An 18,510-nucleotide genomic window follows, 5' to 3' on the forward strand; every position below is an offset into this window, starting at 1 on the left:
CATTCAATAAGCGGTAAGCTTCTCAGCAAAAAATCAACTTATTGATGTGATTCAATCAAGTAGCAGCTTTTAATTTGCATTTTATGATACTCTTGCTTTACTCAACACGCCATGCAGTGATCGGTCTCTTTGTCACAAATTACGCAAATGAACAACAACGAATTCAATCATATCCAAGTTAACGCACTGACTTACCATGTCGATCTCGCCCACCAATTGTTTTCTAAAATCGAAGACTGCCCGTGGGCTATGCTGTTGCGCTCCGCCTCTAAGACGCATATAGATAGCCGTTTTGATATTTTAGTCGCTGAACCACTGGTCACCTTAGTGACACAAGGGGATAAAACGACGGTATGCGAACCGCAGTCTCGTTATGACTCTCAGGTCGACCCATTCCAACTGCTCAAACAGTTGCAGCAGCAGTATTTGCCCGATGTTCAAAGCGATGTAGACCTTCCTTTCGTGGGCGGTGCACTCGGTTATTTTGCCTATGACTTAGGGCGGCAGATAGAACGAATTCCAACGCTCGCTGAGCACGATCTATCCACACCTGATATGGCGATTGGTCTCTATCAATGGGCTGTGGTCGTTGATCATTTGCACCAAGCCGCCTACGTGGTGGGCAATCATATTGATGAAGCATGGCAATGGCTCAATGCTCAGAGTTCAAAAAATAACGACGATTTTGTATTACGCTCTGATTGGCAATCCAACATGAGTAAAGAGAGCTACCAACGGAAATTTGAGCAAATCCAGCGCTATTTGCTCAGTGGTGATTGTTATCAAATCAACCTTGCACAGCGTTTTCAAGCCCATTATGAAGGCAGTGAATGGCAAGCTTATCAAAAACTGGAAGCGTTTAATTGCGCACCATTTTCGGCTTTTATTCGCTTAGAAGAGTCAGCGATTTTGAGTGTCTCTCCCGAACGTTTTATGCAGGTCAAACACAACATCATCGAAACTAAGCCGATAAAAGGCACCCGACCAAGAAGCGATAACCCCAGCATTGACGCCGCTAACGCGGCAGACCTTGCTTGCGCAGAAAAAGATCAAGCAGAAAACTTGATGATCGTTGACCTATTACGAAACGATGTTGGCCGTGTGGCAAAACCGGGGTCTGTACATGTGCCTAAGCTGTTCGATATTGAAAGTTTTCCTGCCGTGCATCACCTTGTAAGTACCATTCGCGCAGAACTTGATTCTGCCTATTGCGCGGCCGATCTATTAAGAGCCAGCTTCCCCGGAGGCTCAATTACTGGCGCACCAAAAGTACGTGCAATGGAAATTATTGAGGAGTTAGAGCCTCACCGCCGTAGCGCTTACTGTGGCAGCATCGGCTATATTAGCCGCCACGGGACAATGGACAGCAGTATTGCTATCCGAACTTTGGTGGCAGAGAAGAAACAACTGCACGTTTGGGCTGGTGGCGGTATTGTTGCCGATAGTCAGTGTGAGCTTGAATATCAGGAGACACTGGATAAACTGAGCCGCATTTTACCTGTGCTTGAACATTCTCGTTAACCTTTCCAAGGTTTATTGAACTAGGCTAAAAAGAGATAGACGCAAAATTCGAGTAGGTAACGAAAATGAAGAGAAACAGCGTACAGACTGCGACCCCCTTGACAAAAGATCGGCTTATCCAGCGCTTTCAGTTGCAACAACCTGTGCCTTATCATGAAGAATCTATCCGTCGTGTGGCACACCTTGCTCCTCAAACCTTACGCAAGGCTTCAGTGTTAATTGGTTTTGTTGAGCGGCAGAATGGTTTAAATGTGGTATTAACCAAAAGAGCTGCGCACCTTAAACATCATCCGGGACAAATCAGTTTTCCTGGCGGGAAATATGAGGAAGTCGATGGCTCACTGCAGATCACTGCGCTTCGTGAAGTAAGAGAAGAAATTGGAATTCTAGCAAACGACATCACTATTTTTGGGCAACTGCCTGAATTGGTTACCGTCAGTAAATTTGTAGTGACGCCCTTTCTTGCTTTTATCAACCCCAATTACAAAGCTATTATTGATACCAATGAAGTGGACGAAATATTTGAAGTTCCCGCCCACCATCTGTTTGATCGAAACAAACTCTATAGCGAATTATTTCAAGTAAAAAATCAACGACATCGCGTTTTCGCCATCCCTTATCAACATCATTTTATTTGGGGGATGACAGCGCAGATCATTCATGTTTTGCAAAAACAAGTTATTCAACCTCATTAATATTCAAACTATTCAACCATAAGTTTAAATAACACGGATGATTATTTTTCCTTATCACGCCCAAAAGCAAACGTTTGGCATGAATAAATGTTAATCGAAGCATTATATTGATAACTTTTACTAATCCAAATCATTAACATTAATCACATGTAGCACGCCATTTTCGTGATCAAAAATGGGTTTTTGACATATCATTCAATAAGCCAGAACGTTACATGATTTAGATCTAGTTTTCGAATGAGAAAATTATGCAAAATGCGCTCGACTTATTTCCTGTTCCCAAAAATGAGTAATATAATATGAACACAACAACTTCGTCGGCATCTGCCGTACAATCCTCTAGCAAGTGGACTTATAAAGATTTCACTTGGTGTCTTTCACTTTTTGGTACAGCCGTTGGTGCCGGTGTACTTTTCCTTCCAATTAAAGCTGGTGCGGGTGGTTTTTGGCCATTAGTAATGTTAGCCCTAATTGCCGCGCCAATGACTTGGTTCGCACATAAAGGCTTAGCTCGCTTTGTTCTTTCTTCAAAAAATGTTGATTCTGATATTACTGACACAGTAGAAGAGCATTTTGGTAAAACTGGCGCAAACCTTATTACGTTCGCATACTTTTTCGCCATCTACCCTATCGTTCTTATCTACGGCGTTGGTATCACAAACACCGTTGATTCCTTCCTTGTTAACCAAGTTGGCATGGAATCGATTCCTCGTTGGTTACTTTCTGGTGCGCTGATTGTGGCAATGACGGCTGGCGTAGTATTTGGTAAGGAGCTGATGCTCAAAGCAACGTCTGCCATGGTGTATCCATTGGTTTTCATTTTATTAGCACTTTCTTTCTACCTTATTCCAGAGTGGAACACCTCTATGATTGAAGTTGCACCTGATTGGTCTGCGATGCCAACCATCGTTTGGCTTGCAATTCCTATCATCGTGTTTTCATTCAACCACAGCCCAATCATTAGCCAGTTCTCTAAAGAGCAACGCCTACAACATGGTGACAACGCGGTTAAGAAAACCGATATGATCACTGGTGGCTCGGCCATGATGCTGATGGGTTTTGTGATGTTCTTCGTGTTCTCTGTTGTGCTGTCTCTGTCGCCAGAGCAACTCGCGTTAGCAAAAGAGCAAAACATTTCTGTGCTTTCCTACCTAGCAAACATCCATGAATCACCAATCATCTCTTACATGGGTCCTCTTGTTGCCTTTGCAGCGATTACCTCTAGCTACTTTGGTCACTTTTTAGGGGCACATGAAGGCCTAGTTGGTTTGATTAAATCTCGCTCAAATAGCTCAGTAAGCAAGATTGAAAAAATGTCACTGATCTTCATCGTGTTGACAACTTGGATCGTAACGATTGTAAACCCAAGCATCCTAGGCATGATTGAAACCATGGGCGCACCGATGATTGCTGGCATCTTGTTCCTACTGCCCGTATTTGCAATGCACAAGGTTCCTGCAATGGCGAAGTTCAAGACTTCAGCACCAGTACAGATTTTCACAACTATCTGTGGTCTTGCTGCTATTACTTCTGTAATCTACGGCGCTCTTTAATCTGGTGGTTATATCAACCGTCATGAATACTGCATACAGAACATAACTATAATAATGAGCCTCCCTCTTAGCTAGGGGGGCTTACTTTTGAGGTAATCGATATGATTAGTGTATTTGATATCTATAAAATCGGTGTTGGTCCTTCAAGCTCACACACTGTGGGACCAATGAAAGCGGGTAAAGAGTTTATTGATGATTTACGTTCAATGGGAAAATTGCGCGACATCACTAAAATCACCGTGGACGTTTATGGTTCATTATCACTGACAGGGAAAGGTCACCACACAGATATCGCTATCATCATGGGTCTTGCTGGTAATACCCCTGAGAAAGTGGATATCGATGCTATTCCAGGCTTTATCGCACGCGTTGAAGAAACCGAGCGTCTTCCCGTTGGTATGCACTGTCATACCGTATCGTTTCCTAAAGAAGGTGGAATGAATTTCCACAAAACGAATTTGTCCTTGCACGAAAACGGCATGCAGATCCACGCGTGGATCGATGATGAAGTCGTTTACTCAAAAACCTACTACTCTATCGGCGGTGGTTTTATCGTTGATGAAGAGAACTTTGGTAAAGAAAAAGAGAACCCAATTAAAGTTCCTTATGTCTTCACTAGCGCTGACGAGATGATGAACCAATGCAAAGAGAGTGGTCTTTCCATCAGTACGCTGGTTATGGCTAACGAAAAAGCACTGCATTCTGATGAAGAAGTTCGTACTTACTTTGCCAATATTTGGAAAACCATGCGCGAATGTATGGACCGCGGTATGAATACTGAAGGTATCTTACCAGGGCCTCTTCGTGTTCCACGCCGAGCAGCAGCACTTCGTCAACAGTTAATGACCTCAGAAAAAACCACTAACGATCCAATGGCGGTCGTTGACTGGGTAAACATGTACGCTTTTGCAGTGAACGAAGAAAATGCCGCGGGTGGGCGTGTGGTGACAGCACCTACTAATGGCGCATGCGGTATTATTCCTGCAGTGTTAGCCTATTACGATAAATTCATTCAGACCGTTACTGAAAAAGACTATATCCGTTACTTTGCCGCCTCTGGCGCTATCGGTGGGCTTTACAAACGTAACGCTTCTATTTCTGGTGCGGAAGTGGGTTGTCAAGGTGAAGTAGGTGTTGCCTGTTCGATGGCAGCCGCGGGCCTTGCAGAACTGATGGGTGGAAGCCCTGAACAAGTTTGCATGGCCGCTGAAATTGCGATGGAACATAACTTGGGCTTAACCTGTGACCCTGTCGCGGGACAAGTACAAGTGCCTTGTATCGAGCGCAATGGTATTGCTGCAGTGAAAGCGATCAACGCAACGCGGATGGCGCTACGCCGCTCATCGGCACCTCGTGTTTCGCTTGATAAAGTGATCGAAACCATGCTTGAGACAGGTAAAGATATGAACGCCAAATATCGTGAAACGTCCCAAGGTGGTTTAGCGATTAAAGTCGTTTGCTAACGAGCACCTACCTATTTAAAAACCTCGTTCATTAAAACTTAACGCCACTCGCTTAACAGCGAGTGGCGCATTTTACGACTTTACCTCACGATCCCGTGAGGAACTTAAAACTGACCGAGATATTCCCAGCTACTGTTGGTTGGATTGGGATCGGTTGGGTAAGGGAAATAACCGTACTTAGTCACTTTCAAGCGGTAATAATGATAGCCGCCACGGAAAGCGTATTGATAAATATCGTTCACTTGGCCACGCTGGCCATCACTGCCCCACACGCCCATCGCATCTTGTTGATACCACTCCAGTAACGAACGTTCAAAGCTTGCTAAATCACGATTTAATTCCGCAAGGTAAGCTTGAATGGTGCTGTCGCTGCCAAGGTAAACCCAATCTAGGTTTGACTCTCCGAGCACCGGGAAAGCTTCCCCCTCTCCTGGGCGTTTTTGGATAAAGTAATGGTTTTCACCATCAATTTGCCCAACAAACACCGCATTTTGCGCCTTATCCAAAGTGGTTGAGGTACGCTCATCCCATGTCAATAAGCGAGATACACCAAAGTAGCTTTGTACACGCGCTTCAATGCTCACACCAGCCGCTCTATTGAGCTTGATTGGGTTGAAAGCAAAGTTCACATAGCGATCTGCCGAACCTAGGTATTTCCAACCTTGATTACTGGTTTGATCGGCCGGGAATGCGCCAGCATCTACCATACGCATTACAAAGTAATCACGCATGCCCGTTTCTGGGTTCGGGTGGACATACAATGCCCCCGCTCGGCGCTCCGCTTTCGTCACGCCATTGTTTAGAGCGCCACGCCCATAGTGTTCGGCCACAAAAGCATCAAACTCAGCGATCGTTGCAAAATCCGTGTTCAACAGAGTTTCATTCTGCGCGAAGGTTGGTGTCATATCGACCACTTGGCTGTAACCGTACTCTTGGCCAATGATGATTGGGCCTTTGAGCTTATCCAGCGGCGGGTTCTGATCTGGCGTCATTCGAGTCAGTTCTGTTTCACCACCGCGATCCGAACAGTGCAAACTCACTTGAGTTGGTACTCCATTCTCCATCGATAAGTTAACGTGGAACTTGTTACTTTCATTGCCAGCGTGGCGAGAAGCACTCAATAGCACCTGTTCGCGGATCTCATCTGCAAATTCAACATCCAACTGACACTGGCCCTGAACCTGGTAAGTAGGACGCAACACTTCATCGCCACGAATGGCATAGCGCCACGTTTGGCCATTTTTATGCATCACACCTGCAACCTGTTCACAGTGATTACCGACGACAAATCCAGCTCCATCGTGATCATTTCCAGACTTATTGAGTGTACATAGGCTCACTTCACCGACATCGCCCATCGGTGTGTAGGTCACCATTCCGCGACCATACTTGGAAAGCAATTCATACTCGCCTTGTGCAGAAGTCATGTTCACGTTGATGTTCCATGTCACATCGCGTCCAACAGAACAACGATCGGTACTGGGTTCAATCCCACCGACAAACTGCGATCTATCGCCATTGGCCGCTTGAAAAGTAAACTTACACAAACGTTGCTGCTCACCATCTATGCGTATTGTTTGCCAAATATCGCTATCGAGCAGTGCCTGAGTTAGGTTCGCCACCGCTTGCCAACCTTCCAACTGATAATCCCCTTGCTCTGGCTGTGGCAGCTCAAACACGTTGCCATAATTCGAGTAAATCAGAGGATAGATTTGGCTAGGGTTCTCATTCTGCGGATCATAAATCCCCAATAAAGTAACTACGGGTACGCCCACTTGCTGCGGTTTCGGTGTATCGGTTTCTACCGCTTCATAACGTTGGGTACTCTGATCCCACTGCACATAACCGCTTGGGCTGTTGCTATCAAGGTTAAAACCGTTGTTCATCCAACGCTGTGCTTTGCGTGACTGAGCCGGATGCTCCAAGGTAAAGCGGCTGATGGTGCCAACGTACTCTTGTTCACCGCCATTTTGCGCATCACGCAGGAAACGGAACGCATCTTTAAACGGCGGTACAATATCGTCACCTTGCTGTTGGGTGTAAACGTCGCCTTTCCAGTGTAAGTTACCAATAAAGCGTTGCTGGAACGCATCCCAACCCCAGCCAGATTCCATATCGTGAATCGACGCCATATATGGGTAGTGGCCAAGCCCATAGTTATGGCCCAGTTCATGGGACCATTCATTGCCGGTAGTATTTTGCAGGGTTACTTTACCGCCACCGCCACTGCCGCCATGAACCACAACTTGAGCTAAATCTGTACCTTCTTTGGTATACACCCCGACGTTGGTGTGTGCGGTAATGTGGTTGTAGCGGCGGTTGTATTGCTGCGAATAACCCGCACTACTCACAATGCCGACGTTGGCGTTGTTAACACCTGTAGAGACCAACGCTTTACCGATCGCTTCACGCATATCGCCGCTGTGCCAACCACCCGTACTCGCACTCTTATCGGTGTACACCACACCATTTGGCATAGTGACAACAGGAAAATAGGCAGGAGTGTAGTCAGCCATCACCAATTTAGACGCGGGTATTTTTTGGAAATAATCCGCGGCCAAAGTTGGAAGATTTTGAATCATCGTATTGCGGTTACGCGGTTGAGTCAGCATGCCCATGTCGATATTTTGAATCACCAACTCAGGCGCACCACCAAACTGGATGTCTCCTTGGCTGAGCACACCTTCACGGCCTAAGTTGTCGGTCAAGCGCAGTGAGAGCTCCGGCTTCATCCAATTCCATTGCAGCTGCAGTGACCAAGCGTGATGAGATAACACCACCTTCATACGACCATTGTCCGGCTGATCCGAGGCTGCTAATGCACTCGGTGGTAGCATCAATGCGCTGTGAACTAATTCGCCATCGAGGAACACTTCGGCGCGAACTTGGTTAATTTCTTCCCCTTATTGCGGGGTAAACAGCAGCATCGCTTCACGGTTCATGATCACGTCCAAATGACCTTGACCAGTTAACTCATTGCTATTCGGCGCGACTGATGTATGGGTTTGAGTAATGCCCAACCCACCCTCTAAACTGCCTTGCAAATGGTTCGGGGTTGGGATTTCATCGGCAAAACCGACTCGAGCATCTTGAGTAGTAAAGCGCACTACCTTGGGCTCAGCACAATCCACTGAATTACACGAGTTCAACACCATCTCATATGATATGCCTGGCTTAAGGTCACCGATAAAAAAGCCCGCAGAAACCGAATCATAGCGGCGAACATCCTTCGCATCACTCAAATTGGTTAAGGTGAGCTGAGTCTTATCGGCTTCATTTTGCCCAAGCCAGTCAAATGACACACCGACATCAGACAGGCTCGAGACGGTTAACGAGGTAATCTCTGGCTTCACTAACGCACCACAATCAGAGGTTTCGGTACGATAGATGACATCACGTTGCCAGATGTAGCTACCATCGGCGCGCTTAGACCCGTGTGCCGCAGGAATGTATTCCACAAAGCAGCCTTGCTCGTCCGATTCGTAAACACCAAATTCGCGGCTCATCAGATAAAAACCGCCGTCGTACACCATGAATTCCCAACTCTGATCGACAAAATCGATCACATTGCGATAAGGCGTATCATCGCCACTTTGATAAGGTATAAAGGGGAATTGCAGATCATTTTTGTAACTAAGCCGATAATCGAAGCCTTTATAGTGGATCCAACGCTCACCGTTGCGTTCAAACACCCCTTCTCCACGTTCGGCGGTCGCTTTCATCGATTCTAACCGCTCGACGATTTTTTCCCCGATCTGGATCAAGGTGAGCTCATTTTGCGCCCAAACGGGTGCGCTTCCCAGTAGCCCTGCTACCAGAAGCGTTAATGGTTTCTTATTCATCATTGGATTGCTCATTTTAGTTTATAGTGACGTGCCTGAATTTCAGCAGCAGCAACCCACGAAATCTGCGCTGGTTAAGCAACAATCGATTCCGGATATAGACAACTGGGTTACCGATTCATTATTAGTTACCTAATTTCATTTCGATAGAATCACTATGTCCGTAACGAGATAAGGGTTCCAACCCAATGAGGTTGACGTCTTGAAAGTGAGAATTCACGCGAAAAAGTGTGCAACAAAAATGCATACAAACAATAAATAATTTTATTAAAATCAATCAGAAACAATGATACTTAAGAATATAACACGCACACCGAAAGAGAATGATTACGATTGTTCATGAGCATTGAGAGGATTAAGCGATCAACTTTTTTGGCAATTTTATCGCACAGATATTGACTAAACGGCAGCGTGTCAGTCGCGGTAAGAAAAGAGATTGTATATATGCAGACTGCGTAGGTTTTTATGAACACCTTTTTGCACAGCCTTCTGAACGTGAGATCTCCTGCATAAATAATGAAACATCACATACATAACAAATTAAAATGCGATATAGGTTTAATTTATTGACTGAGCAAATGGTTATCTTAGTTGCGATTTAACTATCCAATGAGAAAATTATGACAACGAAAATTTCATACCTTACCCTACTGGCACTGCTTTGCTCTCCCCTTACCAGTGCGCAGACAGAAAATAGTAACGCTGAGCAACCATCAAGCCATGTGACATGTCGCGCTCACAACCTGACTCTGAATTTAACCACCGATCAATATGCTTCTGAAACAAGTTGGGAAATAAAAAACAGCCTCTCACAGGTTATTTATGCGGGTAATAATTACTCAGACTCCACATCTTATAGCCAAGAAATATGCTTATCGGATGGTGAATATCAATTCACCATCCATGACAGTTATGGTGATGGTATTTGCTGTGGCTCTGGCAATGGTCTTTATTCCTTAGCCAAAGGCTCGGAAATACTGGCCTCTGGTGGAGAATTTCAATACAACCAATCAAACAGCTTATTACTTGGTGAATCAACACCTCCCGCTAACCATGACTATTATCAAGCCGCGATAGGAAAAACAGGTTTTGAACTAAAAACGGCCTTATACAACATCATAAAGAATCATAATAGCCGCGGTTATTCCGCAATTTGGACACTATTACAAAATGCAGACATAGATAACTACTATGAGAATGACGGTTCAATGTTAGATATCTATTCTGAGAAACCTGACAACAACGACAGTGTTAGTTTTACTAAAGTCAGCGATCAGTGTGGTCAGTATCGACGAGAAGGCGATTGTTACAATAGGGAACACTCATTTCCTAAAAGTTGGTTTGGGGGCAGCGTTGAGCCAATGAATTCCGACGGTCACCACTTGTTTGCCACTGATGGTTTTGTTAATGCAAAACGCAGTAACTGGCCATTTGGCGAAGTTGGTCATATCACTTATACCTCAAGTAATGGTTCAAAACTTGGCAGTGCAAGCAATACGCTAGGTTATAATGGCACCGTATTTGAGCCTATTGATGAATTTAAAGGCGATCTAGCGCGCGCCTATTTTTACATAGCAACCCGCTACGAGAACCGTATCGGCAGCTGGCAAGGAAATACTGACAACGCTGATGCCATACTTGATGGTACTAGTACCGTGGTTTTTGAAGCTTGGGCTCTGGCGATGCTAAAGCGTTGGCACCAAGAAGATCCTGTGAGTGCTAAAGAACGCCAGCGCAATGACGCCGTTTATCAATTTCAAGGTAACCGAAATCCCTATATCGATCATCCTGAATATGTAAGTCAAATTTGGGGTCATTAGGCTCTTTATATTGGGTAAGTAGATAGGCGCGATAGTAGTGCCTATCTACTTGTTATTTATTGTTTATTGTTTATTGTTTATTGTTTATTGTTTATTGTTGGGAATTATCTGCTGGTATTAGCCTTTATAAATACAACCCGCCGTGCAGGTTTCTTTAATTTCAACTTTGCTGAGCAGTGGTAAGCTTGGCTTTAATTGTTGCCAAATCCATTTCGCAAGCACTTCACTGGTTGGGTTCTCTAACCCTTCAATGTCATTCAAGTAATAGTGATCTAAACGATCATAAATAGGTTTAAATATCGCTTTAATTTCAGAAAAATCAATCACCCAACCAGTATGAGGATCGACCTCACCTTCTACATACAGACGAACTAAAAAAGAGTGCCCATGTAAACGGCCGCACTTATGCCCTGCAGGTACATGAGGTAAACGATGCGCGGCTTCAAACATAAACTCTTTGTATAATTCTGTTTTCATCTTGGTTCTCAAGCTTTTAAAAGAGAGGCAATACTAAGGAATATAGACTCACGAAACAAGTTTCTAGACAGCTTTGTTTACATTGCAAGACAGATGAAGCAGTACAATTTATCACGGTGATACAACGGAAAATCCCACGCCTTTGAGTGATATTTTAAGCATTAATAGGGAATCATGACGTGCCACATCACATTTGTTAAACCTATAATATGTATAGGGTCACACTCCAAAGACTACAACTTTTGCACTAGTGCATATTAACGCTATATTTACACTGTCATCCTCTCAATAATAATAAAATTATCATGAACTCAACAATTACGTCTAAATTGCTACTTACGCTCATCACCGTTTTTGCTTTTGTATTAACGGTATCAACCAGCTATCAATATATACAACAACGTGACCTGCTCAATTCGGTGTTGAGCGAGCAGTTACACGATAAAGCGAGTAACTACTTTGATAGCCTCAATATGATGATGTTGACTGGTACCATGGCTCAGAAAGAGACCTTGCGCCAAAAGGCACTCGCGCAAGATGGTATTGAACAGGTGCGAGTGTTACGTTCAGAGGCGGTCAGTAAACTTTATGGTCCTGGAAAAGAAAATCAACAGCCAATGGACGAGATAGATAAACGCGCACTGGCCGGGGAAACCGTCATTGAACCATTCAATGCTTCCTGGGGGAAAGGATTGGTCGTCGCCTTACCGATGAAATCAAGCCTAGATTACCGAGGCACAAACTGCGTATCTTGTCATATGGCGGAAGAAGGAACCGTTTTAGGAGCTATTCGTCTTGAATATAACCTGAGCCATGTAAACCAAATGATCAGTACTCACACTGTCATTGCCGTTATTATTATGGCTTCCATTGCCTTTATCGGATTTATGATCACGCTTTTTTTGATCCGCAAGATGATTGTTCGCCCTATCCAGCATACGTCACGATTCATGTGTGAAATCAGTAAGAGCAAAGATTTATCAAAACGACTTATCAGCACCAAAAAAGATGAACTCGGACAACTCGCGGTCTCCATCAACTCTTTAATGGACACGGTTTCGGACAGTTTGGCAAAAGTGCAAGAGACCTCTCATTCGCTTGCCGATTCAGCAAACCAGTTAACCGACGTAGCACAAACAACCAACCAAGCGGCAAAAAATCAGCAGCGTGAAACCTCTGACGTTCAGCTCAATATTGAAGAGATGCAATCTCAACAACAGACGGTTAATCAAGCTACCGTTGATGCATCAAAGCTTATCAAACATACCGCTAATGTCGCTCAACAAAGTGCACAGCAAGCACATACAGCTAGCGCAGATATCAAAGGTTTGGTAAGCGATATCGAGTCCGTGAAAGATAAAATTTCTGAACTTAATAATCAGACAGGGCTGGTTTCCTCCATTCTTGAAACGATTAAAAGTATCGCCGAACAAACTAATTTGCTGGCTTTAAACGCGGCGATTGAAGCAGCACGAGCGGGTGAACAAGGGAGAGGCTTTGCGGTCGTGGCCGATGAAGTGCGAAAACTCGCCTCACGAACAGCAGAAGCGACTGGAAACATTGAGAAAATCATAGCTCAATTCCAACGTGACAGTGAAACATCGCTCGCCTCAGTTGATTTGGTTTGCTCACATGCGCATCAACGTTCAAATGAAGTCGAAGTTTTATCTTCCGCAATGAGTAATGCCGTACAAGAGATGCAGCAGGTGCTTGATCATGCAAACAATATTCAAGATCAAACACGAACGACCACACAAGTCAGCCAAGAAATTCAAGGGAAGATCGAAGTCATTACTCGACATGCTGATGATACGTCTCAATCGGCAACGCAAACCCGAGAAATCAGCGTCAATTTAAAACAGCTATCGCAGCGCTTAGAAACATTGATGAATCAATTTACGCTTTCTGCTAAGAATTCGGCCACGAATCGACAATAAAGGTTGATGCGAACGAATTGACAGGTAATATGTGCCATTGAATTAAAAAGTAATAAGCAACCCAATGTTTCGCTTGTTTTTTGTCCACTTTATATAGTGAGAATACCTTTGAACATTGGGTTGAATTTTTACCTCAATGGAGACTATATCAAACATGACTTACGCGCCTGTAACAGACGTATTGAGCGGTAAGCTGGCCGTTGACAGTGAAGTGACTGTCCGAGGCTGGATTCGTTCTCGTCGTGATTCCAAAGCTGGAATCTCTTTTCTTGCCATTTATGACGGCTCTTGTTTCGACCCGATTCAGGCCGTGGTCCCTAATAATCTGAATAATTACAATGACGAAGTGCTAAAGCTCACTACTGGCTGCTCTGTCGAAGTAACAGGTAAGATTGTTGAGTCCCCAGCTTCTGGTCAAGCATTTGAACTTGCAGCAACTGAGGTGAAGGTTGTTGGCTGGGTTGAAGATGCTGAAACCTACCCAATGGCAAAAACTCGCCATTCAATTGAATATCTTCGTGAAGTGGCGCATCTTCGCCCACGCACCAACGTGATTGGCGCAGTGGCTCGTGTACGCAACTCCCTTTCTCAAGCCATCCACCGCTTTTACCACGAGCAAGGTTATTTCTGGATGTCAGCGCCGCTGATTACCGCTTCTGATGCAGAAGGTGCGGGTGAGATGTTCCGTGTTTCAACGCTGGATTTCGCTAACCTTCCTCGTACTGAGCAAGGCAATGTCGATTTCAATGAAGACTTCTTCGGCAAAGAGACATTTCTTACAGTTTCAGGACAGTTAAATGCCGAAGCGTATGCTTGTGCATTAAGCAAAGTGTACACTTTTGGCCCAACGTTCCGTGCTGAAAATTCAAACACGAGCCGCCACCTTGCAGAATTTTGGATGGTAGAGCCAGAAGTCGCGTTTGCTGATCTAAACGATGTCGCGAAACTGGCTGAAGATATGCTGAAGTATGTCTTCAAAGCCGTTCTTGAAGAACGTCGTGATGACCTTGAGTTTTTTGCTTCGCGTATCGACAAAGAGGCAATTACTCGCCTTGAGCAGTTCGTTAATTCAGATTTTGCGCAAGTAGACTATACCGATGCGGTGAAGATCCTAATCGATTCAGGTCGTAAGTTTGAATTTGATGTTGAATGGGGCATTGATCTTTCTTCTGAACACGAGCGCTTCCTTGCTGAAGAGCACTTCAAAGCGCCTGTAATCGTCAAGAACTACCCTAAAGACATTAAAGCATTTTACATGCGTCTAAACGACGATGGTAAAACTGTCGCTGCAATGGATGTTCTTGCCCCAGGTATTGGTGAAATCATAGGTGGCTCTCAACGTGAAGAACGTTTAGATGTTCTTGATGCGCGTATGATTGAAATGGGCATAGATTCTGAACATATGAGTTGGTATCGCGACTTACGTCGTTACGGTACTGTACCGCACGCGGGTTTTGGCCTTGGCTTTGAGCGCTTAGTATCCTATGTGACCGGTATGGGCAACGTGCGTGATGTGATTCCTTTCCCACGTACACCACGCTCTGCAAACTTCTAAAAATCAAACACGATTTTTAAAAACCACCGACGTTAAACTCGGTGGTTTTTTTATTTCCCCAACAATCAGTGTTCACTATCAATAACAATAGAGTGAATTTCAAATAAACATGTGATCAAAATCACCTCAATTTCATCTTCCTTTGTTACATTTAGTTCAATTACATGATCATGTTCACTCTATTGTGCTATGCAACCGAGTTACATTAACCACGTATTCAGATCAATCCATGGCGAGAACTTATATGAAAAAAAATGATGTAGATAATTTGCAGTACAATGGTGAAACAAACGGTGTTCATGGCTGGATGACCCCTTCTGGTCAACCTTACTACTGGCATCCTGATTGGCTTCATATCGCAGAAGATGCTACTGGCTTAAAGCCTAAACAAGCGCTAGATGTGGCAGAAAATGAACAAGCAACAAAAAAACATGCCGTGTCGGCTATTTTGAAGCATATCAATCAATGGGCTTCAGAAAAGCTCGCCGAACACCCTGAAATAGAAACCGAAGCCATCGAATCTCAAATTGGTTTAAAAAAGTAACTACTACGACTTGTTGGGAGCGTCTCAACAAGTCGGTTTCAACTAAAAATAAATGAAGATCTGATCTATAAGTGCCTCGATGAAGCTCGTTGCAATATTTCCTGCGCTATTTGATTGAGTGGTAGCACCGAACAAGCACCACCACGTTCGATTGCCTCTTTGGGCATACCAAAAACGATGCAGCTTGCTTCATCTTGTGCAACTGTATAGGCACCGCTCTCTTTCAACTCATGCAAACCTCGTGCGCCATCATCTCCCATTCCCGTCAAAATAAAACCGACAGCGTTAGGGCCTACATGTTTTGCCGCTGAGCGAAAAAGTACATCGACTGATGGTTTATGCCTGTTAACTGCGGGGCCATCTTTGATTTCGACTTGATAATGTGCACCACTTCGATTCAGTTGCATGTGACGACCACCTGGAGCGATCAATGCCAACCCCGGAAGAACTCGGTCGCCATTCTTTGCTTCCCTGACCTCTATTTGACAAAGCCCATTGAGCCGGTCAGCAAACATCGCGGTAAATTTTTCGGGCATATGTTGCACGATAACAATCCCCGGAGAGACTGCTGGCAATGCTGTTAAGATCGCTTCTAAAGCTTGTGTCCCACCTGTAGATGTGCCGATCACGACCACTTTTTGTGTGGTCTTCAATGTTAATGTCGAGTGATTCGGATTCGGCATTGTTTGCTGTACTTTCTTGAGTACATGAGGTTTGGGTTTAACAATATTTTCTAGCTTTGCTTGTGCGGCGGCGCGCACCGCACTTAACATTTCCTGCCGACTTTCTTGTAGAAAATCTTTCAACCCTGCTTTGGGTTTAGTGATAATCGTCAACGCACCCGCTTGCAATGCTTGCATAGTCACTTCCGCACCACGTTCCGTCAGTGTAGAACAAATGATGACAGGCGTCGGATGCTCCGCCATCAGTTGCTTAAGAAACGTAATACCATCCATACGAGGCATTTCTACATCTAAGATAATCACATCTGGCCATTGAACAGCCATTTTTTTTTGAGCGAATATGGGATCAGAAGCAGGAGTAAGCACTTCAATATCAGGTTCATTACTCAACAAAGCGCTGATCACTTGCCGAACAACCGCGGAGTCATCCACGATTAATACTTTTATTTTTTTCATGTAATGCCTCTATAAGTCGACACTCAATGGCTGATTAATAAGCTACCTCTCTTGCAGAAGATCGCCCATATTGAACCCAAACATCACCATTTTGGACATCAAAAAATACTTTACGATAACGCTTTCCACCCACATCATTGCGGCTTACTTGAAAACCGTGCTCTTTCAGTAACTGCATACCCAGTCGCACATTTTGTTGTGCAACATTTATCGAAGCGACTTTACTGTAGTGACCTGCAAACATAGTGCTACCTCCAAATACTTTAACAACACATTCCTTAGGATTGATTTGATATCGTCGGCACTGAAGGGAAAAGTACGCCACAACATCGCTAGCATAATAGCCTTCAGGTTGTTTGGCCTCTCCACCTAGGGCGGATCGCTGGCTCAACAGATAATGGCACATACCCACTAACTGCGTTTTTGGATGCCATAACGTAATGGCAACGCACGAACCCAGCAGCGTATGAATCCAACCTCTGTGATGACCAAAGAATATCTCGCCAGGCATCAAGTTCAGAGCCTCTGTTTTAGGTAAAAATTCGTTCGCCATTAATCACAAATCCCTCGTTTTTGATAGATAGACGGCTGCAGTAATTGCAAGTCATCGCAGTTGAGTCCGTTTAATGTTTCAGAGTGGCCTATTAATAAAATACCACCACTTTTTAATCGGCTCGTAACGTTACTAATGACTCTTTGTTTGGTATTTTGATCAAAATAAATCATAACATTACGTAAAAAAATAAGATCAAAGTGACCAAGTTCATCCAACTGATTTTGTAAGTTCGCTAATCCGAATTTCACTTTTTTCCTTAATGAATTAACGATTTTCAATGTGTCATGCTTGGTATCGATGCCTTTTCGGCAATACGTTTTGAGATAGGCTTTCGGTATATGTTCATGGCGTAGCATCGGATAAATACCTTGTGATGCAATTTGCAACACTTGACTATTGATATCGGTACCAACTATTTGCCATTCTCCTTGGTAACGGCTGTCTAATAACATTGCCAGAGAATAAGCCTCTTCACCTGTCGAGCTTGCTGCGCTCCAGCAACGGATCTGTTTTTTCCCCCATACAGTGAAGAGATGGTGCTGGATGTAAGCAAAATGGGCCTCTTCTCTGAAAAAGTATGTTTCATTGGTGGTCAGCAAATTGATGACTCGTTGCCGCTCAAGTTTGCGTACTTGCTGATCGCTAAATTTCGTCAAATACTCAAAATACTCCCGATATGAACTTATACCGAGCTCTCTTAAGCGCCCGCTTAAACGCCCAACCACCAACGCTTTCTTACTAGGTGTTAGTGCGATACCTGCAGATTGATATATCCAGCCACGATACAACTCAAAGTCTGCATCACTGATGACGGGCATTTGCTCCATGGCTGAATTCCCAAGTTGCTGAGATTTGTGCTTAACTTGCAAGTTCATTCTGCTCTTTGACCTGTTCCATCATGGCCAACTCTTCAACAGATAGGACTTTATCCTCCGCTAAAATAATGACAAACTCTTCATCGAATTGAGCCATACCACAAATAAATTCGGTCCGGATCTTGGTACCAAAATTAGGGGCAGGTCTCATAAACTTACTTGATATTTCAATGACTTCAGAAACACTGTCAACCATAACACCTAGGTCTTGACGCTGTTCTTCATTCGTCACTTCGATAATGACAACACAAGTCTTTTTATTCACTTCTTGCGGTTTAAGATAAAAACGCCGAGCTAGGTTGACGACAGGTACCACTTCACCACGCAAGTTAATAATGCCTTGAATGTAGTCAGGCATCATTGGCACCTGAGTTACTTTGCCATACTCTAATATTTCCTTAACATGCAAAATCGCAAAGGCGTACATTTCACCATTGAGCTGAAATGTTAAGTACTGTTGATCTTGTGCTAATTCTGTATTGGACTTAGCCAATATCATCGAGTTAGCCTCAACCGGGATAAGATTAGCCACA

Annotated in this window: 13 protein-coding genes and 1 pseudogene; 8 read left to right on the forward strand and 6 right to left on the reverse strand. The window is 44.2% G+C overall.

The genetic code is table 11. The annotated features are described in order from the left end of the window. Positions 1–129 precede the first annotated feature (129 nt). The 4 genes from pabB to AACV32_RS14280 all read left to right on the forward strand — a co-directional run bounded on the left by pabB (position 130) and on the right by AACV32_RS14280 (position 5,232). Positions 130–1,521 carry an aminodeoxychorismate synthase component I gene (pabB, locus tag AACV32_RS14265; protein ID WP_013856777.1) on the forward strand — a complete coding sequence of 464 codons (1,392 nt, stop codon included), beginning with the start codon at positions 130–132 and terminating at the stop codon, positions 1,519–1,521. A 65-nt stretch (positions 1,522–1,586) separates the two neighbouring features. Next, positions 1,587–2,216 (forward strand): CoA pyrophosphatase, encoded by a 630-nt coding sequence (locus AACV32_RS14270; protein WP_013856776.1) that lies wholly within the window; start codon positions 1,587–1,589, stop codon positions 2,214–2,216. A gap of 299 nt (positions 2,217–2,515) precedes the next feature. Further along, entirely contained in the window at positions 2,516–3,769 is a 1,254-nt protein-coding gene (locus AACV32_RS14275; RefSeq protein WP_170895317.1) for an aromatic amino acid transport family protein, read from the forward strand. A gap of 101 nt (positions 3,770–3,870) precedes the next feature. After that, the gene (locus AACV32_RS14280) at positions 3,871–5,232 is read left to right on the forward strand and encodes an L-serine ammonia-lyase (protein WP_013856773.1); all 1,362 of its coding nucleotides are present in this window, start codon (positions 3,871–3,873) and stop codon (positions 5,230–5,232) included. 104 nt (positions 5,233–5,336) lie between these two features. Here AACV32_RS14280 and AACV32_RS14285 read toward each other — a convergent pair. Continuing rightward, positions 5,337–9,074, reverse strand: a pseudogene (locus AACV32_RS14285) (M66 family metalloprotease). 620 nt (positions 9,075–9,694) lie between these two features. Here AACV32_RS14285 and AACV32_RS14290 point away from each other — a divergent pair. Beyond that, positions 9,695–10,894, forward strand: a complete 1,200-nt coding sequence (locus AACV32_RS14290) for an HNH endonuclease signature motif containing protein (RefSeq protein ID WP_064625287.1) — start codon at positions 9,695–9,697, stop codon at positions 10,892–10,894. A gap of 117 nt (positions 10,895–11,011) precedes the next feature. Here the strand turns inward: AACV32_RS14290 and queD are convergent, their stop codons facing one another. Further along, the gene (gene queD, locus AACV32_RS14295) at positions 11,012–11,371 is read right to left on the reverse strand and encodes a 6-carboxytetrahydropterin synthase QueD (RefSeq protein WP_010320709.1); all 360 of its coding nucleotides are present in this window, start codon (positions 11,369–11,371) and stop codon (positions 11,012–11,014) included. Between the two features lie 305 nt (positions 11,372–11,676). Between queD and AACV32_RS14300 the strand changes: the two genes are divergently transcribed. The 3 genes from AACV32_RS14300 to AACV32_RS14310 all read left to right on the forward strand — a co-directional run bounded on the left by AACV32_RS14300 (position 11,677) and on the right by AACV32_RS14310 (position 15,407). After that, positions 11,677–13,308 (forward strand): methyl-accepting chemotaxis protein, encoded by a 1,632-nt coding sequence (locus AACV32_RS14300; protein WP_017048608.1) that lies wholly within the window; start codon positions 11,677–11,679, stop codon positions 13,306–13,308. 154 nt (positions 13,309–13,462) lie between these two features. Then, on the forward strand, positions 13,463–14,863 hold the full coding sequence (gene asnS, locus AACV32_RS14305; RefSeq protein ID WP_170895318.1) for an asparagine--tRNA ligase: 1,401 nt from the start codon (positions 13,463–13,465) through the stop codon (positions 14,861–14,863). Between the two features lie 244 nt (positions 14,864–15,107). Further along, complete coding sequence (locus AACV32_RS14310; RefSeq protein WP_017043621.1) at positions 15,108–15,407, forward strand: hypothetical protein; 300 nt, start codon at positions 15,108–15,110, stop codon at positions 15,405–15,407. 65 nt (positions 15,408–15,472) lie between these two features. Here AACV32_RS14310 and AACV32_RS14315 read toward each other — a convergent pair whose 3' ends face one another. Genes AACV32_RS14315 through AACV32_RS14330 form a run of 4 tightly spaced genes read right to left on the reverse strand, consistent with a single transcriptional unit; the run spans position 15,473 to position 18,509 of the window. After that, the gene (locus AACV32_RS14315) at positions 15,473–16,546 is read right to left on the reverse strand and encodes a protein-glutamate methylesterase/protein-glutamine glutaminase (protein ID WP_013856766.1); all 1,074 of its coding nucleotides are present in this window, start codon (positions 16,544–16,546) and stop codon (positions 15,473–15,475) included. A 34-nt stretch (positions 16,547–16,580) separates the two neighbouring features. After that, positions 16,581–17,099, reverse strand: a complete 519-nt coding sequence (locus tag AACV32_RS14320; protein WP_017050552.1) for a chemotaxis protein CheD — start codon at positions 17,097–17,099, stop codon at positions 16,581–16,583. After that, entirely contained in the window at positions 17,099–17,977 is an 879-nt protein-coding gene (locus AACV32_RS14325; protein ID WP_017050553.1) for a CheR family methyltransferase, read from the reverse strand. Before AACV32_RS14325 ends, AACV32_RS14320 begins: the two co-directional genes overlap by 1 nt. Then, the gene (locus tag AACV32_RS14330; RefSeq protein WP_228209078.1) at positions 17,961–18,509 is read right to left on the reverse strand and encodes a chemotaxis protein CheW; all 549 of its coding nucleotides are present in this window, start codon (positions 18,507–18,509) and stop codon (positions 17,961–17,963) included. The genes AACV32_RS14325 and AACV32_RS14330 overlap by 17 nt, the downstream gene beginning before the upstream one ends. Position 18,510 lies beyond the last annotated feature (1 nt).

It is taken from the genome of Vibrio sp. B7 (assembly GCF_963888765.1).
GTDB lineage: Bacteria > Pseudomonadota > Gammaproteobacteria > Enterobacterales > Vibrionaceae > Vibrio > Vibrio anguillarum.